At 59.4% G+C, this 24269-nt stretch carries 19 protein-coding genes and 1 tRNA gene; 3 read left to right on the forward strand and 17 right to left on the reverse strand.

The features are described 5' to 3' along the window. Positions 1-2 precede the first annotated feature (2 nt). Entirely contained in the window at positions 3-1433 is a 1431-nt protein-coding gene (locus tag J7400_RS05950; RefSeq protein WP_209060771.1) for a Glu/Leu/Phe/Val dehydrogenase, read from the reverse strand. Between the two features lie 327 nt (positions 1434-1760). Between J7400_RS05950 and J7400_RS05955 the strand changes: the two genes are divergently transcribed. From J7400_RS05955 to J7400_RS05965, 3 genes are read left to right on the forward strand one after another with little or no spacing between them, the layout of a single operon-like run. Beyond that, positions 1761-3608, forward strand: coding sequence for a pilus assembly protein TadG-related protein (locus tag J7400_RS05955; RefSeq protein ID WP_247738643.1), 1848 nt, complete (start codon positions 1761-1763; stop codon positions 3606-3608). Next, on the forward strand, positions 3605-4141 hold the full coding sequence (locus J7400_RS05960; protein WP_209060773.1) for a TadE/TadG family type IV pilus assembly protein: 537 nt from the start codon (positions 3605-3607) through the stop codon (positions 4139-4141). The genes J7400_RS05955 and J7400_RS05960 overlap by 4 nt, the downstream gene beginning before the upstream one ends. 3 nt (positions 4142-4144) lie before the next feature. Continuing rightward, a complete protein-coding gene (locus tag J7400_RS05965; RefSeq protein WP_209060777.1) occupies positions 4145-4717 on the forward strand; it encodes a TadE/TadG family type IV pilus assembly protein in 573 nt (190 codons plus the stop codon). A 39-nt stretch (positions 4718-4756) separates the two neighbouring features. Here J7400_RS05965 and J7400_RS05970 read toward each other — a convergent pair whose 3' ends face one another. The 16 genes from J7400_RS05970 to J7400_RS06045 form a co-directional block, all read right to left on the reverse strand. After that, a complete protein-coding gene (locus tag J7400_RS05970; RefSeq protein ID WP_209060778.1) occupies positions 4757-5254 on the reverse strand; it encodes a hypothetical protein in 498 nt (165 codons plus the stop codon). Positions 5255-5329: 75 nt separating this feature from the next. After that, complete coding sequence (locus J7400_RS05975; RefSeq protein ID WP_209060780.1) at positions 5330-6373, reverse strand: aldo/keto reductase; 1044 nt, start codon at positions 6371-6373, stop codon at positions 5330-5332. 163 nt (positions 6374-6536) lie between these two features. After that, a complete protein-coding gene (locus J7400_RS05980; RefSeq protein WP_209060782.1) occupies positions 6537-8912 on the reverse strand; it encodes a PAS domain S-box protein in 2376 nt (791 codons plus the stop codon). 273 nt (positions 8913-9185) lie between these two features. Further along, the gene (speB, locus tag J7400_RS05985) at positions 9186-10145 is read right to left on the reverse strand and encodes an agmatinase (RefSeq protein WP_209060789.1); all 960 of its coding nucleotides are present in this window, start codon (positions 10143-10145) and stop codon (positions 9186-9188) included. A 112-nt stretch (positions 10146-10257) separates the two neighbouring features. Further along, complete coding sequence (locus tag J7400_RS05990) at positions 10258-12153, reverse strand: acyl-CoA synthetase (protein WP_209060791.1); 1896 nt, start codon at positions 12151-12153, stop codon at positions 10258-10260. A gap of 226 nt (positions 12154-12379) precedes the next feature. Beyond that, positions 12380-14173 carry an ABC transporter transmembrane domain-containing protein gene (locus J7400_RS05995; RefSeq protein WP_209060793.1) on the reverse strand — a complete coding sequence of 598 codons (1794 nt, stop codon included), beginning with the start codon at positions 14171-14173 and terminating at the stop codon, positions 12380-12382. Positions 14174-14337: 164 nt separating this feature from the next. Next, positions 14338-14411: transfer RNA gene (locus tag J7400_RS06000), tRNA-Gly, on the reverse strand. An 86-nt stretch (positions 14412-14497) separates the two neighbouring features. Continuing rightward, positions 14498-14899 carry a RidA family protein gene (locus tag J7400_RS06005; protein WP_209060795.1) on the reverse strand — a complete coding sequence of 134 codons (402 nt, stop codon included), beginning with the start codon at positions 14897-14899 and terminating at the stop codon, positions 14498-14500. 9 nt (positions 14900-14908) lie between these two features. Continuing rightward, a complete protein-coding gene (gene kynU, locus J7400_RS06010) occupies positions 14909-16108 on the reverse strand; it encodes a kynureninase (RefSeq protein ID WP_209060797.1) in 1200 nt (399 codons plus the stop codon). Further along, complete coding sequence (locus J7400_RS06015; protein WP_209060799.1) at positions 16105-16944, reverse strand: tryptophan 2,3-dioxygenase family protein; 840 nt, start codon at positions 16942-16944, stop codon at positions 16105-16107. The genes kynU and J7400_RS06015 overlap by 4 nt, the downstream gene beginning before the upstream one ends. Continuing rightward, entirely contained in the window at positions 16941-18557 is a 1617-nt protein-coding gene (locus J7400_RS06020) for an AMP-binding protein (protein ID WP_209060801.1), read from the reverse strand. Before J7400_RS06020 ends, J7400_RS06015 begins: the two co-directional genes overlap by 4 nt. A gap of 2 nt (positions 18558-18559) precedes the next feature. After that, positions 18560-19720, reverse strand: coding sequence for an acyl-CoA dehydrogenase family protein (locus tag J7400_RS06025; RefSeq protein ID WP_209060803.1), 1161 nt, complete (start codon positions 19718-19720; stop codon positions 18560-18562). Between the two features lie 49 nt (positions 19721-19769). Further along, complete coding sequence (locus tag J7400_RS06030) at positions 19770-20570, reverse strand: enoyl-CoA hydratase family protein (RefSeq protein ID WP_209060806.1); 801 nt, start codon at positions 20568-20570, stop codon at positions 19770-19772. A 3-nt stretch (positions 20571-20573) separates the two neighbouring features. Then, a complete protein-coding gene (locus tag J7400_RS06035) occupies positions 20574-21023 on the reverse strand; it encodes a MarR family transcriptional regulator (protein WP_209060808.1) in 450 nt (149 codons plus the stop codon). Continuing rightward, the gene (locus tag J7400_RS06040) at positions 21020-21778 is read right to left on the reverse strand and encodes an SDR family NAD(P)-dependent oxidoreductase (RefSeq protein WP_209060810.1); all 759 of its coding nucleotides are present in this window, start codon (positions 21776-21778) and stop codon (positions 21020-21022) included. The genes J7400_RS06035 and J7400_RS06040 overlap by 4 nt, the downstream gene beginning before the upstream one ends. Then, on the reverse strand, positions 21775-24069 hold the full coding sequence (locus tag J7400_RS06045) for a bifunctional salicylyl-CoA 5-hydroxylase/oxidoreductase (protein ID WP_209060813.1): 2295 nt from the start codon (positions 24067-24069) through the stop codon (positions 21775-21777). The genes J7400_RS06040 and J7400_RS06045 overlap by 4 nt, the downstream gene beginning before the upstream one ends. Positions 24070-24269 lie beyond the last annotated feature (200 nt).

The following is a 24269-nucleotide window of genomic DNA, read 5'->3' on the forward strand; positions in this document are numbered from 1 at the left end:
GCTCAGAGACCTTTGGCGCGGTAGCTGGCGGCCACTTTCTCGATCGAGACAAGATAGGCGGCGGTGCGCAGATCTTCCACGTCGTCCCGAGAATGCCAGACATCCCGCATGGACTGATAGGCAATCCGCATGGTGTCATCCAGACCAGAGCGTACCAGCTCCAGCTCACCCGCCCCGCGCAGATACTTCTGCTTGAAGCCATCGGTGAGCTTATACTGACCGCCCAGCGCAGCGCTGATCTGTTCCAACTCATCCACGACAAGCTGGTGACGCGCCTCTTCCTGACGACGCTGCATCCGGCCAAAGCGGATGTGGCTCAGGTTTTTGACCCACTCAAAGTAGGACACGGTCACACCACCGGCGTTGGCATACATATCCGGAATGATCACGGTGCCTTTCTTGCGCAGAATGTCATCTGCCCCCGCAGTGATCGGACCGTTGGCGGCCTCGATGATCAGCGGTGCCTTGATGTTGGCCGCGTTCTCAAGGTTGATGACCCCTTCCAGCGCTGCAGGCACCAGAATGTCACAGTCTTCCTCAAGGATCGCCGCGCCGTTCTGGGTGTAGCTCGCATCCGGGAAGCCGGACACACCGCCGTGCTTGGACAGCCACTGCTGCACCGCATCCACATCAATGCCATCCGGATTGTGCAAAGCGCCGTCGCGCTCGATGATGCCAATGATCTTGGCGCCATCTTCCTCGCTCAGGAATTTGGCGGCGTGATAGCCCACGTTGCCAAGCCCCTGCACAATCACGCGCTTGCCATCCAGAGATCCGGTCATACCGGCTTTCTTCACGTCAAGCGGATCACGGAAGAACTCGCGCAGCGCATATTGCACACCACGTCCTGTAGCCTCGACCCGGCCGGAGATGCCGCCCGCGTTGAGCGGTTTACCGGTGACACAGGCGCGCGCGTTGATGTCTGTGGTGTTCATGCGGGCATATTGGTCCGCCATCCAGGCCATCTCGCGCTCCCCGGTGCCCATATCCGGCGCCGGAACGTTCTGCGAGGGATGGATCAGGTCACGCTTGGCCAGCTCATAGGCAAAACGGCGCGTGATCTGCTCCAGCTCATGTTCGTCATATTTGCGCGGGTCGATCCGCAGGCCGCCCTTGGAGCCGCCAAACGGTGCTTCCACCAGCGCGCATTTATAGGTCATCAGCGCCGCCAGCGCCTCAACCTCATCCTGGTTCACACCCATCGCAAAGCGGATACCGCCCTTCACGGGTTCCATATGCTCGCTGTGAACCGACCGGTAGCCGGTAAACGTCTGGATCTGGCCGCGCAGGCGGACACCAAACCGTACCGTATAGGTCGCGTTGCAGACCCGGATCTTTTCTTCCAAGCCGGGCGGAAGGTCCATCAGAGCAACCGCTCTGTTGAACATCAGGTCGACACTTTCCCGAAAACTCGGTTCTTGAATTGTGCTCATCTTTTTCCTCCCGACAAGCAAACGACTGCGACTCACCGTCACACCAATCGACTTAATCAAGAGTTAGGCGATAAGTCGGCCCGTGACGATAGAGGAATCCATGTCACAGTTGCGTGTCAGGGATGTTTTCAGTTCGGAAACAGAACACCGTTCAAATCAAAGACTGTATCCAAACCCTTACTGAAAAACAAAAAAAACTGCCTCAAGGCCGCATTAACCACCCGTTTAGGCCCCAATTCCGCCCCAATCTGCTTGGATAAGATCCTTGGCGCAAACCGCAACTTCGGTGGGAACTCCATTTTGATGCGTCGATACGAGGTGAGTAATATGAAACAGTTTACAGTCCGCAAACGGCGCACCAAAAGTCCCGGTCCAAGCGCCGGGAATCTGGGGATAATCACCCGTTTCCGCAAAGAGGAAGACGGCGTGATGGTCGGATTCGCCGTTGTGCTGGTCATCATGATGGTGATGATTGGCGGCCTGGGCGCCGACATCATGTTGGCAGAAATGAAACGCACGCGTCTGCAGCACACGCTGGACCGCGCCGTTCTGGCGGCCGCCGACATGGATCAGGAACGCGCACCCGATGCGGTGGTCGAAGACTACTTTGACAAATCTGGCGTCGAATATGACAGCGTTTCGACATCTTCAGAGATCACGCTGAACCACCGCAAGGTCAGCGCCTCGGCCACCGTGCCCACGGTCCTGCGCAACAGCCAGGTTGGCGCGCGCTTCAAACGGGCATGGAAAGGCGACGGCGAAGCCAGCGGCTCTTCGGCTGGAGAGGGCTCCGCTGATCAGCTCACCGACGCGACCAGCAGCACGCAGGATATCGGCGAAATCACCGTTTCTGCGACCGGCACCGCGATCGAAAGCATCGGAAACATCGAAATCTCCATGGTTCTCGACGTGTCCGGTTCGATGAACAGCAACAACCGCCTGACCAACCTCAAGATCGCGGCTCAAGAGTTCATCGACACAATGGATGACAACACCGAAGACGGCACATTGTCTGTTTCCATCGTGCCCTACGCAACGCAGGTGTCCATTCCTGACGAAGTCATGGCAGAGCTGAACACCACGGGTGAAAACGCCTATTCCAACTGCGTGAACTTCACCAGCGGCGACTTTGCCAATACAGAAATCTCGCCGACGGCCACGTACCAGCGCACCATGCACTTTGACCCGTGGTATCGCTATGACAACCGCGATGCGACGCCGACACCGGTGAATAACTTGCCCGTCTGTGAGTTTGACAGCGGCCGTGAAGCCATTGTGCTGGAAAGCGACCGCACCACGCTGAAAAACTACATCTCGGCTCTCACCGCCCGCGGCAACACCTCTATCGACGTCGGTATGAAATGGGGCACCGCTCTGGTGGATCCGTCCTTTGAACCGATTGCGGCCAACCTGATCGAAGGTAGCCACATCTCCAGTGGTTTCGCAGATCGCCCTTATGAATACGGCACCAACGAGTCCCTGAAAGTGGTGGTTCTCATGACCGACGGTCAGAACACCAGCCAGTACTACATCCGGGATCAGTATCGCTCCGGTGACTCCAATGTCTGGTACAACGAACAGGAGGATTTCTACTCCGTCTATGTTGGCCAGGATGTGAACGACCAGGACTACGACGGCATCACCTCAGAGCCGCTGTTCTACTGGCCTTCAACCTATGAATGGAAGAACTGGGCTTACGGTGAAGGTGTCTATGACAAGACCGAAACCAGCTGGGAATGTCAGTCCTACTATTGGAACGGCTCCTGCTACCGGTACCGTCAGGTTTCCAACACTGTAACCGTGAACGAGCCGGGCTCTGCAGAAGTCATCACATATCCTGACCTCTGGTCCTACACCACCAGCCGCTGGATTGCCGAGTATCTGTACCGCCCCTTCATGGGCTCCAACGCGGCCTACAACGACTGGCATTACGGTGTGCGCAGCTCCTTCAAAACGTCCCAGAAAGATGCGCGGACACGCGAAGTCTGTCAGGCGGCCAAAGATGCGGGCATCATCGTCTTCACCATCGGCTTTGAAGCACCTTCAAACGGTCAGGCCGTGCTGAAAGACTGCGCCAGCTCCGACAGCCACTACTTTGATGTGAACGGTCTGGAAATCCGCAATGCCTTCGCAACCATCGCAACATCTATTCGCCAGTTGAGGTTGACCCAATGATCCGGAGACTTGCAAATCTGCCCCGCGCGTTCCGTCGCGACGAAGACGGCAGCACCACAATTGAATTTGTCATCATGGTGCCCTTCTTCATCGGTCTGTTCCTCTCCTCTGTGGAGCTTGGCCTGATGACCCTGCGCTACTCCTATCTAGAGCGCTCTCTGGATATGGCGGTGCGCGACATCCGCCTCTCCACCGGGTTCACCCCAAGCCATGACGAACTGGTTGCACAGGTCTGTGAACGGGCCTCCATCATTCCAAACTGCGAAAGCAATATGAAACTGGAAATGGTGACCCGTGATCCGCGCAACTATGTGTCGATGGATGAAAACACCATCTGCACCGATCGTTCCGAAGCAACTCAACCGGTCACTCGGTTTGAAGATGGCGCCGAAAACGATCTGATGGTGCTGCGCGCCTGCGCCAAGGTCACACCTATCTTCCCAACGTCGATGATCGGATCGGCGCTGCACAAAGATGACGCCGGTGACTACGCGCTTGTTGTCATGAACGCCTTTGTTCAGGAGCCTCGTTAAGCCATGAATATTCCATCTGTTTTCCAGCTCATCCGAGATTTTCGCAAAGACACGCGCGGCAGTGTCGCGGTGGAGACCGTGATCATGTGGCCGGCCCTGTTCCTCGCGCTGATGGCCATGGCCGTGCTGTTTGACGCTTACCGCGCGCGCTCCACCACGGAAAAAGCTGCCTTTGCGGTGTCTGACATGCTGTCACGGGAAACCGCGGCAGTGGACTCCAGCTACATTGACGGTGTGCACACCCTGTTTGAGGAAATCTCCACCCTGCGCGGCGAGCAGGAGATGACCGTGAGCTTGGTGTCTTGGGACTCAAACACCAACGCCCACGATCTGGAGTGGTCGCACAGCACCTTGGCGTCGCGCACCCTGACCGATGCGGATCTGCCCGAGCTTGGTGAGAACCTGCCAACGCTGGTGCCAGGCGAAAGCCTGATTGTGGTGCAAACCTTTGGCACCTACGCACCGCCGGTGATCATGAAGCGCTGGTGGGGCGATGATTGGGACGGCTTCCCGATGAACACCTTTGTGTTCACCCGCCCCCGCTTTGTGGCCAACCTCGCCTGGAACGGCGCCTGATCCACAGGCAGCTCATTGCAAAACAATTTGAACGGCGGCTCAGATCTCTGAGCCGCCTTTTTCTACCAGCAGGGCTTCCAAAATCTGTGCCATCGACTTGGCTTCGGAGCCGGGGGTGACCCCACCAATGCCAACGCGCTTCCCCAGAGCCCACCAAAGGCCCGGCTGCCAACGGCGGGGGCGCGATGTTTTCAGCACCACTGTGAACCCGTTGGACGGTTTCAGATCAAACATCCCGCGCTTCACCGCTGCAATATCGTCCAGAGGGGCAATCACCTCGCCACTGTCGGTCGCCATCCCTGCGCGGGTGAGTTGAATGGTGTTCTCTGTTGCGCGCCGTGTGCTCTCCGCGAGCCACAAAGACAGCACGCCCAAGACCAGCAGGAAGACCTGCCAGATCAGCGCAGGCGACGTGGCCAGCGCCAGATACACCAGCAAACCGCCCAACAGGGCCAATGTGCCAATGCCAAACACCCGGCGCGGGCCGGAGGCTCGGATTGTGGCCAGCACTTCGGTTTCATCAGTTTGAGGAAGCATCTTCTCAGTCATCCTTTGTCAGAAACGCAGCCCCAAAAGACATGAGTGCTGAGGTCCGCGTTTCAAAATTGGTGTTTAGTAAGGCATCGGGTGCGCGCGGTTGGCCGCGTTGATCTCTGCCAGAACCTCATCGCTCAGCGTCACCTCCGCGCCTTTGAGCAGATGCTCCAGCTGCGTCAGCGTGGTGGCCCCAAAAATAGAGGAGCACATGAACGGGCGCTGCACGGTAAAGGCCATCGCCATATGCACCGGATCAAGCCCGTGATTGGCCGCAATATCCAGATAAGCCTGCACCGCATCAAACACCCGCGGGCTCACGCGCCCGCCCAGATCCCCGTTGATCGCTTTGCGCGAGCCTTCCGGTGTCTGGCCGTTCTGATACTTCCCGGTCAGCAAACCTGTCGCCAGCGGCGAAAACGCCAGCAGCCCCACATCTTCGTTCAGGCTCAGCTCCGCCAGATCCGTGTCAAACATCCGGCACAGCAGCGAGTATTCATTCTGGATCGAGGCCACACGCGGGGTGCCTTTTTCCTCAGACAGGCGCAGCCACTGCGCGGTGCCCCAAGCGCTTTCATTGGAGAGACCAAAGGCGCCGATGGTGCCGCGGTCCACCTCCGCCTGCAGCGCGTCCAGCACCTCCTCCATGTTCGCCAAAGTCTCGGCTTTGTTCTGGGCGGACGGGTCATACTCCCAGTTCTGGCGGAACATATAAGAGCCACGGTTGGGCCAATGCAGCTGATAGAGGTCGATATGCTCAGTTTGCAGCCGCTTGAGCGATCCTTCCACCGCCGTGCGCACCGACGCGCCGGTGATCGGCGCACCATCGCGGATGTGCTGCACCCCTGCCCCGCCGTGTTTGGTGGCCAGCACCCAGGCCTCCCGGCGTCCGGTCTTCGCAAACCAACTGCCGAGAATTTCCTCGGTGCGCCCCTGTGTCTCTGCGCTGATCGGGTTCACCGGGTACAGCTCGGCCGCGTCAATGAAGTTGATGTCATGGTCCAGCGCCATATCCATCTGCGCATGGGCGTCAACCTCGTCGGTCTGGGTGCCGAAGGTCATTGTGCCAAGGCAATATTCAGAAACAGAGCGGCCCGTCCGGCCAAGCGGGTTCATTTTCATGGGGGGATCCTGTTGGAAATCGCGTTGGCGCGACATTAAGCCTTGGCGCGCGGGTTTCAAGGGGCGCAGGCTTTCTGCTCCAGCAAAGCGCATCGGCAGGCACGCGCTAAAAAGCCGCGCGTCCTGCCGCAAGTGCTCTCATACTCTGCTGCGCTGCGCGCCCTTAGGCGCTGATGCTGCCTTGCTGCACCAAAGGCGCGTCGCCCGCGTCGCTCTCGACCCGTTCCAGAATGGCAGTGATCAACGCCTTCTTATTCACCGGCTTGGAAATATGCGCATCACAACCCGCATCCTCCGCCTGCTGGATATGTTCACGCATGGCATTGGCCGACAGCATCAGGATCGGCATGCGTGGCAGGCGGCGTATTCTCTCCTGAACCCGGATTTCCCGTGTTGCTTCAAGGCCGTTCATCTCCGGCATCATCATATCCATCAGGACCACATCCGGCTTCCAGGAGTGATACAGCGCCACCGCCTCTTTGCCGTTGTTCGCAAAGGCCGTCTCACAGCCTGTGACCTTCAACAGCAAAGCGACGATTTTCTGGTTCGCCTTGATGTCCTCGGCAATCAGAACCCTGCGCCCCTTCAGGCTGCCAGCAAATTTCTTGGCTGGCGCTGATGCCACCAACTTGGGTTCTGCTGGCTGCGCCCGCCGCAGCGGCAGCTCCACAAGAAAGGCACTGCCTTCTCCAGGCGCAGACACCACCGACAGGCGGCCACCCATCTGGCGCGCAAGAGAGGAGCTGATCGACAGGCCAAGCCCAGTGCCCGCGTAGCCCTCGGTGCTGCTTCTGCCCTTTTGGTCAAACCGGTCGAACTCATCCGTTTCGGTGCGCGTCGGAAAACCCACGCCGGTGTCTTTCAGGGTGATCTCCAAAGAGGCGGTTTCGCAATCCGCCACACAGCGCAGGCGCGTCGTGATCGCCCCCTCGGACGTAAACTTGACCGCATTTGACGCCAGATTGGACACGATCTGACGCACCCGCATATCGTCTCCCAAAACCGGAATGCTGGCCTGCGGGTCAATATCCACATGAAAGGCCACACCTTTGGCCTGCGCCGCCTCCGCATGGGGCGCCACCGCACGCTGCAGCATGTCCTCCGGTGAAAAGGGCTGGTTCAGCAGCTTGCTTTTGCCCGCTTCGATCTTTGAAAAATCCAGAATGTCCGACATCTGGCGCTCCAGCACCTTGCCGCTGTCAAAAATCATCTGGATGAGTTTCTTGTCCTCGTCAGACAGGCCCGGCTTATCCAAGAGCCCATCCGCAACGCCAACAATCGCATTTAACGGCGTTCTGATTTCATGGCTGATGTTTGCCAGAAACGCCGATTTGGAGAAGCTCGCTTCCTCGGCAGAGCGCTTGGCCTCATCCAGCGCCTCACGCCGCTCCACCTCTGCGGTCAGATCGTGGCCTGAGGCGATAATCAGCGTTCCATATACGCGGCTCTGCCACTCGGTATGGCGCACATTGCCATGCCCGTCGATCAGCCTCAGACGCGCCGGATTTGGCACATGTGGATCAGGTGGGGATTGCTGGAAATTCGGCACCTCACCGTGATCTTCGGGCTGCACAAACTCCAGAATATCCCGCCCGATCAGCTCCTTTTCATTCTTGTGCACCAGCTGGCAGAAGGCATGGTTCACCTGCTGAATCCGCCCCGATTGATCAAAGATACAATGCGGCGCCATGGAAACGTCAAAGAAGTTTGACACCAGCTTGGAGGCTTCCACACGCTCGGTCACATCAAAGCGGATCGAGAGGTATTTCTCCACTTTGTCGTCTTCGCCGCGGATCGGATAGATCAGCGTGTCCACCCAATAGAGCCGCCCGTCTTTGCGTCGGTTGCAAATCTCGCCGCGCCAGATCTGTCCTTTGGAAATGGTCTTCCACAGATCGACAAAGAAGTCTTTGTCATGTTCGCCGGAATTCAAAATGCGGTGGTCCGCCCCGATCAGTTCCTCTTCGGAATACCCCGAAATATCGAGCAGCTTCTGGTTCACGCTTGTGATCCGGCCCCGCCGATCCGCCGTGGCGACAATCGCCGCCTCATTGAGGGCTCTGCTTGCGTGCTGCAGCTCCAGAACAGACATCCCCTGCGGCGAGCTCAGATGCCGGGGCGCTTCAGTACCTTCCTGTTCTTCGGATATCTCTCTGAATGATCCGGCAATCGCGATCACCTTGTCCCCAGAATGGACCGGCGCACAGACCGCCTGAACCCACCGTTTGCGGTTCCGCGCGGTGACAATCTGCAGCGTCCCGTTCCAGGGCGTCCCAACCGACAGCACGAGATCAAGCGCCTTCTTCACCCCCTCGCGATATTCCGGCAGGTAAAACTCAATTGCCTTGCTCAGATCCGGCTCAAATTCCGGGGCCACCTCATGGATCTGCTTGGTCTTCTCGCTCCACCAAAGCGCCTCTCGCTGCAGGTCAAGACACCAGTAGCCAACACCCGTGGCCTGCTCCATCGCCTGCATTTGGACTTTTTGCATTTGAACGAGAACCGCAGTGTCGCTCTGCTTTGCAATGAAGTCTTCCATTGATTGTGTCTCCTCGCCAAATAATCCGGCGCACTAAACCGATCCGCAGGGCGGCGCACATAGGACAATCAAGAGAGGAAGAAAATAGTTTAATGTGACTCTTAGATAATTTTTTAGTGGGTAATCGGCCTGATTTCCGACGCGCGCTGCGCCCCGTCAAAAACCCGCTAAGCGCGCGTAAAATCGTATAGCGCTAACGGCGCTCAGCTATAATATATAAGTATATTTCCTTGGGCAACATAACCTCAAGGCCCGCTCTTTGACCACTGCAATTCAACCCTGATCACGCGCTGCAAACACGAAGCCCAACAGGTTCAACAGCACCTGTGCTGCCAAGATCGCAGTCGATCCGCTCTGGTCGTAGTCCGGGGCCACTTCCACCAGATCGATGCCCACCACCTCATAGCGTTTGGCCAGCACCTGCAACATCTCAAGCACGTCATAGTAGAGAAAACCGCCATGGCTCGGCGTGCCTGTGCCCGGCGCAATGGAGGGGCAAAACGCATCGATATCAATCGTCACGTAAACCCGCGCGCCCTCAGGGATCTGCGCTATGGTGCCTTCCGGCCCGAGCCTGCGCGCCTGACGCACGCTCAGGATCGAGCTGCCCATGGCCCGCGCATCGGCATAACCCTCCTTGGCGGTGGAGCTCACGTTGCGAATGCCCACTTGGGTCAGCCCGGTCACATAAGGTTTCTCCGCTGCGCGCCGCATCGGGTTGCCGTGGCCAAAGCGCACCCCGTGGCGTTCGTCCACAAAATCCAGATGCGCATCAATCTGCAGCACATGAATATCGCCCTGATCGTCAAAGGCATTGATGCAGGGGATGTTGATCGAGTGATCCCCGCCGATGGTTACGGGCAGCGCCCCCGCCTTCAGAGCGGCGCGGACCCCAGCTTCGATATTGGCATGGCTTTTGAACGTGTCAGTGTGCACGATGTCCGCATCGCCCATGTCGACGATCCGTACGCTGGCTGGCAGATAGGTCTCGTCGTCCTCATGGTCATAAGCTCCCGCGTGGCCAAAGCTGAACAGCGTCGAGGCCTCCCGCACCGCACGCGGGCCAAACCGCGCGCCGCTGCGCCATTGCGTGCCAAAATCAAACGGCGCACCAAGGATGGCCACATCCGCGTCCAGCGCGTCCCAATCGGCGACATAGGGCCGCTTGCCAAAGGTCGAAATCCCCACAAACGGCAAATCCAGCCGCCCGCTCTCATACCCGTGTCCCGCCATCTGCCGCTCCCTCTGTCTTGTTACACCGGAGCGTGACCGCTTTTGCCCGCGGCGTAAAGAAAAAGGGTGCAGCCCGCGCCGCACCCTTTTGATTTTTCAAGAAACTCAGCCGTTATGCTGCGTCTTCGCCCAGCCATTCCCAGGCGTTGATGAAATCACCGAGCACTTTGCTGACATCTTCGTCAGAGGCGTCTCCGGTGCGCTTCACTTGAGCGATCAGACCGCGCTTTTTGTCGTCAATCACGTGGTCGATATGTGCAGGCACGCCGGCTTTGGTCAGCGCCGCATCATAGACGCGGGTGATCGCCGCCTTGCGCAGGTCCGGCTTAAAGATCTTGCCCACCGCCGTCTTGGGCAGCTCCGGCATGATCTCCACATATTTCGGGTGGGCGGCGCGCTCGTGCACATGCACCTTGGCATGTTCCATCAGAGCGTCCTTGGTCACGCTCGCCCCCTCAATCAGCTCCACATAAACGCAAGGCACCTCACCGGCATGGGCATCCGGCTGACCAATCGCGCCCGCAAAGGCCACGTCATGGTGCGCCAACAGCGCCTCTTCGATCTCTGCCGGGTCAATGTTGTGACCGCCGCGGATGATCAGATCCTTGGCGCGTCCGGTGATCCAGAGATAGCCGTCCTCGTCAATCCGACCCAAGTCGCCCGTGCGCAGATATTTTTCATGATGATACAGGTCGGCGTTCTTATCGGCTTCCGTATAGGTGTTCCCCGCAAAGACACCTGGATTGGAGATACAAATCTCGCCGACCTCATCCGTTTCACAATCCACTGGCCCTTCCGGCGTGTTCTTGATGATGCGTACATCCGTATAGGGGAACGGCACACCTACAGAGCCGACCTTCTTATTCCCTGTAGGAGGGTTACAAGAGACCAGGCAGGTCGCCTCGGTCAGGCCATAGCCCTCCACGATGTCCACACCGCAGGTGCTTTCAAACCGTTTGAACAGCTCCATCGGCATCGGCGCAGAACCGGAGAAAGCGGTTTTCACAGAGGAAATATCCGCATCCACCGGGCGCTGCATCAGCGCGGAAACGGCGGTCGGCACTGTGATGATGAAGGAAATCTTCCAACGCTCGATCAGCTTCCAGAAGTTGTCAAACACCCCTTCCCCGCGATAGCCCTGCGGCGTCGGGAAGACCACATGCGCACCAGAGCTGATGGCGGCCTGCATTATCACATGCACCGCAAACACGTGGAACAGCGGGAGCGGGCACATGATGTTGTCTTTCTCGGTAAAGAGAAGACGATGGCCCAGCCAGCCATTGTAGACCATCCCGGAATAAAGGTGCTGCGCCACTTTGGGCATGCCAGTGGTGCCCCCAGTGTGGAAATAAGCGCCCACGCGGTCCACCTTGCTGTCTTCAAAGTCCAGCGTGGTGTTGTATTTCGCCAGTTCCTTGTTGAAGTCCTTGAAATCCGCATGGTGCGGGCCGCTCACCTTCGGACGGATCAAAGGCACAATCCAGGACTTTGGCGGGGTCAGATATTTGACCAGATCAATTTCCAGAACGGTGTGCACATGCGGCGCGTGGCGCACGGCCTCGGCCACTTTCTGAGCCACATCGGTCTTTGGGAAGCCTTTGAGCGTCACCACAACCTTGGCGTCCGTTTCCCGCAGGATCGCAGAGATCTGCTCCGGCTCCAGCAGCGGGTTGATCGGGTTTGCAATCCCGGCAACCATGCCGCCCAGCAAGGTGATCAGTGTTTCGTTACAGTTGGGCAGCACATAGGCCACGGTGTCTTTTTCGCCGACGCCCAGATCGCGGAACATATTGGCCGCCTGTGCCGTCTTAGCGTGCAGTTCAGCCCAGGTCAGCGTCTCAGCTTTGTCTTTGGGACCAGAGAAAATCTGATAGCTCACTGCAGGGCGGCTTGGGAACTTATCCTTTGTTCGCGTCAGCATCTCAAAGATGGTGACTGGCAAGTCGCGGTCTTCCCACGCCTGTTCTTGTTCAATTGCCTTCAGATCAGCCAAAGACTCAAAGCTCATAGTACTTGTCTCCCCCCTGTTGTGGGTTTTGCCACACATGCCCCACACATGTGGCGGTCCTTCCTCGCGATCTCAACAAAAACACTCAGCACCCGCAATGAGGCCAGTTGAACGTAAGGTAAACCGCAACCGAAACGTTACGTCATGATCTCCCTATACGACTGGAACAGCACCACCAAACTACTTTTCGGAGTTAGTCCTTGCAGCGCAGCCTCATGCATGCAGCCTACGCTGCACCGGCCGTAAATTGAAGCCTCGCAAGTTTGGCATAGAGCCCTCCCTCCGCAACGAGATCATCATGGCGTCCCTGCGCCACAATGCGCCCCTCTTCCATTACGATGATCCGATCGGCTTTCTTTACGGTTGCCAGACGGTGGGCCACGATGATGGTGGTCCGGCTCTGTGCCAACTCATCCACCGCCGCCTGCACCAGACGCTCGCTTTCTGCATCAAGTGCCGATGTTGCCTCATCCAGCAGCAGCACAGGCGCATCACGCAGAATGGCACGCGCAATGGCGATGCGCTGTTTCTGACCACCGGAAATCATCACGCCACGCTCGCCAAGCTGGCTGTCATAGCCCTCAGGCAGTGCTGTGATGAAGTCATGCGCCGCGGCCGCCTTGGCAGCGGCTTCCACCTCAGCATCGGTGGCATCAGGGCGGCCAAAGCGGATGTTTTCCCGCGCGCTATTGGCAAAGATCACCGGATCCTGCGGCACCAGCGCCATGTGCTGGCGGAACTGATCCCGCTGCAGCTCAGCCAGCGGCATACCGTCAAGCTTCACTTGCCCCTCTTTGGGGTCATAAAACCGCTGGATCATCTGAATGATCGTGGTCTTACCGGCACCAGACGGGCCAACCAGCGCCACCGTCTCGCCCGGAGCAATGGTCAGATCAACCCCATCAAGGGCTGAGACATTCGGACGGGAAGGATATTGGAAAGACACGTTGTCAAAAGTGATCTCCCCGCGCACCGGCGCGGCCAGCACTTTGGGCTGCTCAGGGTCGTTTACGCTGTCCTGCGCAAAGAGCAGCTCCACCAGACGTTCGGTCGCCCCGGCCGCGCGCTGCAACTCGCTCCAGATTTCAGAAAGCGCGCCCACCGCGCCCGCCACCATCACGGAATAGATCACAAACTGCACCAGCACACCGACGCTCATGCCCCCGGCCCGCACGTCACGCGCGCCCATCCAGAGCACGATCACAACGCCGGTGAAGATCAGAAAGATCACGATCATGGTCAACAGCGCACGGGTGTTGATCCGCCGCATCGCCGCTGCCAGCGACAGGTTGGTCACCCGGTCAAAAGCGTCACGAGATTGGGCTTCGTGGGTGAAGGCTTGCACGGTCTGCACCGACAGCAACGCCTCAGAGGCATTGCCGGAGCTCTCCGCAATCCAATCCTGGTTCTCACGGCTCAGCTTGCGCAGGCGCCGCCCCAGAACGAGGATCGGCACAATCACCATCGGCACCACCAAAAGCACCATCAATGTGAGCTTGGTGGAGGTGTAAAGCATCAGCACCAGACCACCAAGGAACAGCAGCATATTGCGCAGCGCGATGGACACCGAGGAGCCGATCACCGACTGAATAACCGTTGTGTCCGTGGTGATGCGGCTCAGCACTTCGCCGGTCATCACGTTCTCATAAAACGCAGGGCTCATGCCGATAACGCGGGCAAAAACCGCCTTGCGGATGTCGGTCACCACCAGCTCGCCAAGGCGCGTCACCAGCAGATAGCGCAGCGCCGTGCCCACAGCGAGCAACGACGCAAAGCCAAGCGCGGCGAGGAAATACTTGTCCAAAAGCGCATCGCTTTCGGTGCCAAAATTGTCCACCACGCGACGCACCGCCACCGGCAGCATGAGCGAGACCGAGGCTGTCAGCGACAGCGCACAGAGCGCCAGAAACGCCAGCACACGATAGGGACGCAAAAACGGGCCCAACCCGCGCAGCGCGCCAATGTTCTTGCTTTTTGCGCGGTCCTGGTCAGTTTCCGCGGCTTGTGGCCGTCTTGCCATCTGTCGCCCTTACTCTGGCTGAGGTGTTAAGCGTTAGTGACCAAGGAGCGCCCAAGGGTCAAGCGGTCAAAACCGCTACCGCGACAATAGCACCCCAAGAAACACGGCAAAGCGGCCCACCGGCGGGTGGTTTTGAGCGTGTTTCATCTGAGGGAGATTGACCTTGGAGCGGGTAGCGGGAATCGAACCCGCACCTTAAGCTTGGAAGGCTCTTATGATACCATTTCACCATACCCGCCCGAGGTCCGGTTGATGTATTTCAGCGATTTGGGGAGGTCAAGAGACTTACCCCATCCAATCGAAATTTATCGCAGATTTTTTGTCTCAGCCTTGCGCGATATGCGCCGTGGCCTCGATCTCCAACAGCGCCTCATCCTCCAGCAGATCCGCCACCACAACCAGTGACATGGCCGGGAAATGGCGCCCCATCACAGAACGATAAGCCGCGCCGATCTCCTTTTGATGGGCCATATACTCTGCCTTGCTTTTCACAAACCAGGTGAGCCGCGCGATGTCACTTGGCGCACCGCCCGCCGCCTCCACAACGGCGCGAATGTTTCTCAAGACCTGCGTCATCTGGCCGATGAAATCGTGACATTCAAAGACCTTCTGACTGTTCCAGCCAATCTGCCCGCCGATGTGCAGCGTGCCATCCTCTGCCAGCATGCCATTGGCATAGCCCAGCGCCGGGGCCCAGCCATCCGGATGTATCTCCTTTAATGCCATCCTTCCCCCTCAGGTCACACGCGACCGCGTTTGATATTTTTCATTTTTCCACAGCTGGTTAGACATCACATCTTCAAGCACTTCAGCTGCCGCGATGATGTCTGCCTCATCCAGATAGAGCGGCGTGAAGCCAAACCGCATGATGTTGGGCGCGCGGAAATCCCCGATCACACCATGATCAATCAGCGCCTGCATGGCCGGATAGCCGTGCTCAAAGGCAAAGGACACCTGCGAGCCGCGCAGCGCCGCCTCCCGCGGGCTGGCCAAAGTCAGCTCCGGACAGCGCGCTTCCACCTCAGAGATGAACAACTCGGACAGGCGCACAGACGCGGCGCGCAAATCCGCCATATCCACACCTTCCCAGGCCTTTAACGCTTCCTGCAGCACGGCTAGCTGCAAAATCGGCGGTGTGCCCACCCGCATCCGTTCCGTGGCGTTCGCGGGGCGGTAGTTCAGCTCCATGGCAAAGGGCGCATCATGGCCCAGCCAGCCGGACAGCGCGGGCGCAATGCTGTCGACAATGTCAGGGCGCACATAGATGAACGCAGGCGCGCCCGGCCCGCCGTTCAGGTATTTATAGCTGCAACCCACCGCAAATTCAGCACCGGATGCCGCAATGTCCACCGGCACGGCTCCGGCGGAATGCGCCAGATCCCAGATCATCACCGCCCCAACCTCGTGCGCGCGCTTGGTGATCGCCGCCATATCATGCATCCGGCCAGAGCGGTAATCCACCTGCGTCAGCATGACCACAGCCACCTCCTCGGTGATCGCGTCCATAACCTCTTCCGGCGCAGGCGTGCGCAGCGCGTAGCCCTGATCCAGCGTCTTGATCAGCCCTTCAGCCATATAAAGGTCTGAGGGGAAGTTGCCGTTGTCGCTCAAAATGACTTTGCGCTCAGGCCGCATCGTCAGTGCCGCCGCCAGCGCCTGATAGACTTTGATCGACAGCGTATCACCGGTGGCAACAGAGCCTGCCGGCGCACCGATCAGCCCGGCGATCTGATCCCCCACCACTTGGGGCAAAGCCATCCAGCCCGCCGAGTTCCACGCGCGAATGAGCTGTGCGCCCCACTCCTCGGTGATGGTCTTCTGCGCGCGTTCTGCGGCCCCTTTGGGCAATACGCCGAGCGAGTTGCCATCCAAATAGATCACGCCCTCAGGCACATCAAAAAGCTCTTTTCTGGTAAGCGAAACGCCCATCGTCATAAGTCTCCGCGCAGATGCCAAAGTTCCGGGAACAGCTCCACTTCCAGCATCCTGCGCAGATACTGCACGCCCGAGGTGCCACCCGTGCCGCGTTTGAACCCAATCACACGCTCAACGGTGGTAACATGATTGAATCTCCATCGGCGAAAATAGTCTTCCAGATCAACCAGTTTCTCGCCCAGCTCATAAAGCCGCCAATGGGTGTCCACGTCCTCATAGACGATCTTCCAGCGCGCCTGCACCTCTGCCTCGGCCTGATGCGGCTGGGTCAATTGCGGCACGGGCATCTTGGCGGCATCGCCGTCCAGTTCCTCAAACAGAAAGCGGATCACCTCGTCATAAAAACTCGGCTGCGCCAGCTCTGCCTCCAGCACAGCTTTGGCCTCCGGCACATGTGCATGAGGCTTCACCATATTCGGATTGCGGTTGCCCAGCACATATTCGATCAGCCGGTATTGATGGCTCTGAAACCCGGAGGACGGCCCCAGCGCCTCGCGAAACGTGGTGTAATCCGCCGGTGTCATCGTGCGCAGCACATCCCATGCCGAATTGAGCTGTTCAAAAATCCGGCTGACCCGCGCCAGCATCTTGAACATCGGCGCCAGATCGCGCGCCCGCAGCGCCTCTCGCGCAGCGCTCAGCTCATGCAACGCGAGCTTCATCCACAGCTCACTGGTCTGATGCTGAATGATGAACAGCATCTCGTCATGCGCATCGCTCTGGGGGTGCTGCTGGCTCAGAATGCCATCCAGATGCAGATAGTCCCCATAGGACATCGCATCCGCAAATCCCATTTTCGCCCCATCCGTTGCCGGATCGTAAGCCTTTGGTGTCATGTGTTTTCTTTCAGTCTGAACCGTTGAATTTTGCCGGTTTCCGTCTTGGGCAGCGCCTTGGTGAACAGCACAGAGCGCGGATATTTGTAAGGCGCAATTGCCGCCTTCACATGGGTCTGCAGCGCCTCAGCCAAAGCCGCATCTGCAGCAAAACCTTCTGCCAACACCACATGCGCCTGCACAATCTCGCCGCGCGCCTCATCAGCCACGCCAATCACCGCGCATTCCGCCACGGCCTCATGGCCAAGCAAAGCGGCCTCAACCTCTGGCCCGGCGATATTGTAGCCCGAGGAGATGATCATATCGTCGTTGCGCGCCGCAAAATGGAAATAGCCATCTTCGTCCTGCCAAAACGCATCGCCAGTGATGTTCCATCCCTCCTGCACATAGTCCGCCTGACGATCCCCGCGCAGATAGCGGCAGCCGGTTGGCCCGCGCACCGCCAGCCGACCAACCTCCCCACGTGGCAGCGTCGCGCCATCAGGTCCGATCACCTTCGCCTCATAGCCGGTCACAGGCTTGCCGGTGCAGGCCGGGCGGTGATCATCAAACCGGTTGGAGAGGAAGATATGCAGCATTTCCGTCGCCCCGATGCCATCCAGCATCGGCTTGCCGGTCTTCTCCATCCAGGCCTCATAGACCGGCGCAGGCAAGGTCTCCCCGGCACTCACAGCGGCGCGCAGGCTCGACAGGTCCGCGCCTTCTTCCATGGCCGCAAGCATCGCGCGATAGGCCGTCGGTGCAGTGAAACACACCGTCGCCTTATAGGTCTCGATGATCTCAATCATATTGGGCGGCGTGGCCTGCTCCAGAAGCGTTGCCGCCGCCCCAAAACGCAGCGGAAAGATCGCCAGCCCGCCAAGTCCGAAGGTAAAGGCCAGCGGCGGGGAGCCAACAAACACGTCGCTTGGCTGCACATCCAACACCTCACGGGCATAGCCATCCGCAATGATCATCAGATCGCGGTGAAAATGCATGGTGCCTTTGGGCTGTCCCGTGCTGCCGGAAGTAAACCCGATCAGCGCCACATCATCCGCGCTGGTGGGGACGGTCTCAAACATCACAGGTTTTTCCAGCGCCAACCGATCCAACTCCGCATCATGATTGGCCGTGCCGTCAAAGCCGATCACCTGAAGCCCGTCACATTGCGCCGCACAGGCCTCCATCTCTTCCATCAGGCGGGTGTCACAAATCGCGTGACTGATCTCGGCGGTCTGCACATATTTGGTCAGCTCCACCGCGCGCAGCATGGGCATGGTGTTCACCACCACCGCCCCCGCCTTGGTCGCCGCCAGCCAGCAGGCCACCATGGCCGGATTGTTGGCAGAGCGGATCAGCACACGATTGCCGGGTTTCACCCCCAGATCTTCGACCAGCACATGCGCCATTCGGTTGGTCCAGTCGGTCAGCTCCTTATAGGTCCGCCGGCGCCCGTTCCCGATCAGCGCGGTGTGATCACCAAACCCCTTGACCACCATCCCATCGGTCAACTCCCAGCCCGCATTCAGCTGTTCCGGATAGTCAAATCCCGCCAGCAGAAGCTCCGGCCAATGTGCCTGATCCGGCAAGTTGTCCCGCGTGAATGTGTCCTGATGTGCCGATGGTCCCAACATGTTCAAACACCTCCTGCCGCATGCGCCGCCAATGTCTGACGCGCAATCACCACCCGCTGCACATCGCTGGCCCCTTCATAGATCCGAAGCGCACGGATCTCGCGATAAAGCCGCTCGACCATCTCGCCGGATTTCACCCCGTCCCCGCCAAACAGCTGCACCGCCTTGTCGATCACCTGCTGCGCCTGATCGGTGGCAAAGAGCTTGGCCATGGCGGCCTCCCGCGTCACCCGCGGCGCACCGCTGTCTTTGGTCCAGGCCGCGCGGTAGATCAGCAGGGCAGCGGCATCCACGTCCAAAGCCATATCCGCGATATGGCCCTGCACCATCTGCAATTCACTGAGCGGCGCGCCCTGCACCTCACGCGCCTGCACCCGCGCCAATGCCTCATCCAGCGCCCGCCGCGCAAAGCCAAGTGCTGCGGCGGCAACTGTCGAGCGGAATACATCCAGCACCGACATCGCAATGCGAAACCCCTGCCCCGGCGCGCCAATCAAGGCCTCTGCCGGAACGCGGCAATTGTCAAAACGCAAAGTGGCCAGCGGATGCGGCGCAATGGTTTCCAGCCGCGCCACCACCGACAGCCCCGGCGTGTCCGCGGGCACCACAAAGGCGCTCAGCCCCTTGGCGCCCTCGCCGTCTCCGGTGCGGGCAAACACGGTGTAGACATCGGCAATCCCGCCATTGGAAATCCAGGTCTTCTCGCCATCGAGAACAAACCATTCCCCCTCGCGCGTTGCCGTCATCGTGCTGTTGGCCACATCCGATCCCGACTGCGGCTCCGTCAGCGCGAAGGCTGCAATCGCCTCCCCTGCCCGTGTCTTTGGCAGCCAAGCAGATTTCTGCGCCTCCGAGCCAAAAAGAGAAATCGCGCCCGTGCCCAGCCCTTGCATGGCAAAGGCGAAATCCGCCAGACCATCGTGCCGCGCCAGAATTTCCCGGCTCAGACAGAGGCTGCGCACATCGAGCACGCCATCCATCGAGGCCGTGGCATTCAGCAAACCCGCCTGCCCCATCTGCGCCACCAAATCACGACAGCTCTGGTCCACATCGCCATGATCCACCGACCCAAGCGCCTCAGACGCCCAGGCCTCCACCTCACGCGCCCGCACGCGGTGCCGCTCCTCAAAGAAAGGCCAGTTCAAAAACGTCTGATCCGCCAAGTCAAAGCCTCCTCTGCTTCCTCTGGCCCCACATCAACCTATGCTCAGGTCAATCCCCCACAAAAACCGGCCGTTCCTTAGCCACAAAAGCCTCATATGCCCGCCGGAAATCCTGCCCCTGCATACAAATCGCCTGCGCCTGCGCCTCAGCCTCAATCGCCTGCTCAATCGACATGGCCCATTCCTGCGCCAGCATGGTCTTAGTCATCATATTGGCAAAACCCGGCCCGTCTGCGATGCGCCGCGCCATGGCATGAGCTTCACTCAGCAACGCATCAGCATCGACGAGCCGATTGAAGAACCCCCAGCGCTCGCCTTCCTCAGCCGTCATCGCACGGCCAAGATACAGCAGCTCTGCAGCCCGCCCTTGCCCGATAATCCGCGGTAGGATCGCACAAGCGCCCATGTCACAACCCGCAAGCCCCACACGATTGAACAGAAAAGCTGTCTTGACTTCAGGCGTACCGATCCTCAGATCACTCGCCATCGCGATGATCGCCCCGGCCCCGGCACAAACGCCATCCACGGCCGCAATGATCGGCTTTCCACAATTCACCATGGCTTTCACCAAATCGCCTGTCATACGTGTGAAGGCCAACAGCTCCTTCATGTTCATCTCAGTCAGCGGCCCGATGATCTCATGCACATCGCCGCCGGAGCTGAAATTGCCGCCATTGGGGGCAAAGACCACCGCCTTCACCTCATCGTCATAGGCCAGATCGCGAAACCAATCGCGCAGCTCGGCGTAGCTCTCAAAAGTCAGCGGGTTTTTCCGCTCCGGCCGGTTCAGCTGCACCGACGCGATGCCATCCACAACCGTGCAAAGAAAATGCTCCACATCTGTGCGCATCGCTCAGATCTCCCTGTCTTCCAACGTCTCAATCAACCGCTCAAGCCGCGTGGCCATGCCGTCCACATCGTCTCCGCTGAGCCCGCCCAGCATCTCGTCAATCCAGCCCTCATGAGTGTCCGCATGCTCCGCAAACGCCGCGATGCCTTTCTCGGTCAGCTTTACTTTAGCGGCCCGCCGATCCCCCGGAACCGCCACCCGCTGTGCCAGACCTTCGTCTGAGAGCTTGTCGACAATGCCCGTGACATTGCCATTAGAAACGCGCAGCAAATCGCTGATCTCACTCATCTTTTTCCCTTCAGGAAAACGCGCAAGAACGCTCATCACATCAAAGCGCGGCAGGGTGCTGTCAAACTCCCGGCGCAGACGGCGGCGCACCTCGTCTTCAATCATGCCCGAGGCCTTCAAAAGCTTCAGCCACAACCGCAGCCGCGCTTTGCTCAGCTCACTCATATTTCGCCTCCTGACAGGCTCATGGCCGTTCCGTTGACCGAGCGCGCCGCCTCGCTGCACAGCCACATCGCCGCTCCCGCCACCTCATCGACCTCGACAAATCGTTTTTGTGGATTGCCCCGCATGAGGCTGGCGCGCGCTTTGTCCGCGTCCATCCCGGTCTTCTCCATGATATTGGCCACCGAGCGCTGCAGCATCGGCGTGTCCACAAACCCCGGGCAGATCGCATTCACTGTGATCCCGCTCTCCGCCATCTCCAACGCCACCGACCGCGTCAGCCCCAAAACCCCGTGTTTCGCCGCGCAATAGCCGCTCACATAGGGGTAGCCCTTCAGCCCTGCGGTCGAGGCCACCGCAATCAGTCGCCCCCAGCCCGCGCTCTGCATATCGCCCAGCGCCGCCTGCCAGCTGTTCATCACGCCCAGCAGGTTCACCTCCAGCATGCCCCGCATCTGATCGGGCCGCATCTTGGCAAAGGGCACGCTCTCAGCAGCGCCCGCATTGGCCACGGCCACCGCAATCGGGCCAGACAAAGCACGCGCCTCAGACATTGCGGTGCCGAGCGCGGCTGCGTCGGTCACATCCGCGACTTTCCAGCCGATGAAACGGTGTTTGCCCGCTACCTCGCGCAATGGCCCCTCGCGTCTGCCCACAACGGTGACCCTGGCACCGGCGTGCGCCATCGCTTCGGCAATCGCCGCGCCGACGCCGGTGCCGCCGCCGGTGACCAAAACATGTTTGCCGTCGACACTCATACTCGGATCATCTCCGCTTCCCTGTCCGCCAGACGCCACGCCTGATCGCGCCCAGCCTCATAAGGCAGCGACCAGGCGCTATGACGATCCCCAATCCGCGCCGCCTCATGCAGCGTCCAGTAAGGATCGGCCAGATGCGGGCGTCCCACCGCCACCAGATCGGCCCGCCCTGCCATCAGGATCGAATTGGCATGATCGGCCTCATAGATATTGCCCACCGCCATAGTCGCGATGCCGGCCTCATTGCGGATGCGATCAGAAAACGGTGTCTGGAACATGCGGCCATATACGGGCTGCGCCTCGGTGCTGGTCTGCCCCGCGCTCACATCAATGATGTCCGCGCCCGCCGCTTTGAACGCTTTGGCGATCTCCACTGCCTCCTGCGGGGTCACACCGTCATCGCCGAGCCAGTCATTGGCCGAAATCCGCACCGACATCGGCTTTTCCGCGGGCCAGACAGCCCGCATCGCGGCAAACACCTCCAACGGATAGCGCAGCCGGTTTTCCAAGCTACCACCGTATGCATCTGTGCGCTGATTGCTCACCGGCGAGATGAAGCTCGACAGCAGATAGCCATGGGCCGCGTGCAACTCGATCATGTCAAAGCCCGCACGGTCCGCCATCTGCGCCGACGCCACAAACTGATCGCGGATCATGTCCATATCTGCTCGCGAGGCTTCGCGCGGTACCGCATTCCGCCCGCTCCATGGGATCGCAGAGGCAGAGATCAGCTCCCAATTGCCCTCCTTCAGCGGTGCATCCATCTCTTCCCAGCCAACTTGGGTGGAGCCTTTGCGCCCCGAATGGCCTATCTGGCAGCAGATCTTCGCATCCGTCTCCTGATGCACAAAATCCGTCAGCCGCGCCCAGGCCGCCTCATGCTCCGGCGCATAAAGACCCGGACAGCCCGGCGTGATCCGCCCCTCGGCGCTCACGCAAGTCATCTCGGTAAACACCAGCCCCGCCCCGCCTTTGCCGCGCTCGCCATAGTGGATCAGATGCCAATCGGTCGGGCAGCCCTCAACCGCTTTATATTGCGCCATAGGCGACACCACGATGCGGTTTTGCAGGTCCATCTCGCGCAATTTATACGGCGCAAACATCGGCGCTCGCACGGGAGCCTCTTTTGACACGCCCGCCTGCGCCTGAAACCAAGCCTCCGCGCTCTCAAGCCAATCTGCATCGCGCAGACGCAGGTTTTCATGGCTGATCCGCTGGCTGCGCGTCAGCAGCGCATAGTTGAACTGCACGGGGTCCAGATCGAGATAGCGCTCCACCTCCTCAAACCACTCCAGCGAATTGCGCGCCGCCGATTGCAGGCGCAGCACATCGAGCCGCCGCTCGTCCTGATAGCGCTCAAACGCCGCCGCCATTGTCGGCTCGCTATGCAAAAATTCCGCCAGCGCAATCGCACTGTCAAAGGCCAGCCTTGTGCCAGACCCAATGGAAAAATGCGCGGTGGCAGAGGCATCGCCCAACAGAACCACATTCTCATGATGCCAGGTCTCACAGAGCACACGCGGGAAGTTCATGAACACCGCCGAGCCCCGCAAATGCGCCGCATTGCTCATCAGATCATGCCCGCCAAGGTGATCGGCAAAGACCACACGGCAGGTCTCCACAATCTCCTCTTTGGACATGTCTTCAAACCCGAAGCTGTCCCAGGTGTCCTGCCCGCACTCCACAATGAAGGTCGCTGTGTCATCGTCAAACTGATAGACATGCGCCCAGATCCAGCCGTGCGCGGTTTTCTCAAAGATGAAGGTGAAGGCGTCGTCAAATTTCTGATGCGTACCCAGCCAGACAAACTTGCAGGCCCGCACGTCGATCTCCGGCTTGAAGTGTTCGGCATAGGCCTCCCGCACCCGGCTGTTCAACCCATCACAACCCACCACCAGATCATACTCTGCGCGGATCGCCTCCACATCGTCAAACTCCGCCTCAAAGCGCAGCTCGACCCCGAGTTCCCGCGCACGATCCTGCAGCAGGATCAGCATCTGCCGCCGGCCAATCCCGGCAAACCCATGCCCGCCAGAGACCGTCCGCACCCCGTCATGCACCACCGCAATGTCATCCCAATAGGCAAAGTGATCGCGGATCATCTGCGCGCTTTTGGGATCATTCTGGGAGAGGTTCTCCAGCGCGTCATCTGACAGCACCACGCCCCAGCCAAAGGTGTCATTGGCGCGGTTGCGCTCAAACACCGTGATCTCATGCGACGGGTCGCGCAGCTTCATGGAAATGGCAAAGTACAGCCCGGCGGGACCACCGCCCAAACACGCAATACGCATACACCCCTCCTGATGCGTCCTTCGCGAGGCCCAAACGCCCCGTCACACAATCAGGCTAGGGTGAGTCGGAATTTACTTCAAGCTTGAAATTTCAAACTTAAAGATTTCTCCTGTGCGCGATTTCCGAGCCCCCGCTGCTGAAAATCCATTGCACGGCGGGCAGGCCCATGGTTCGATCAAGGTCCCATAACGCAAAGGAC

This window comes from Shimia sp. R9_2, from assembly GCF_017743735.1.
Classification (GTDB): Bacteria; Pseudomonadota; Alphaproteobacteria; order Rhodobacterales; family Rhodobacteraceae; genus Shimia.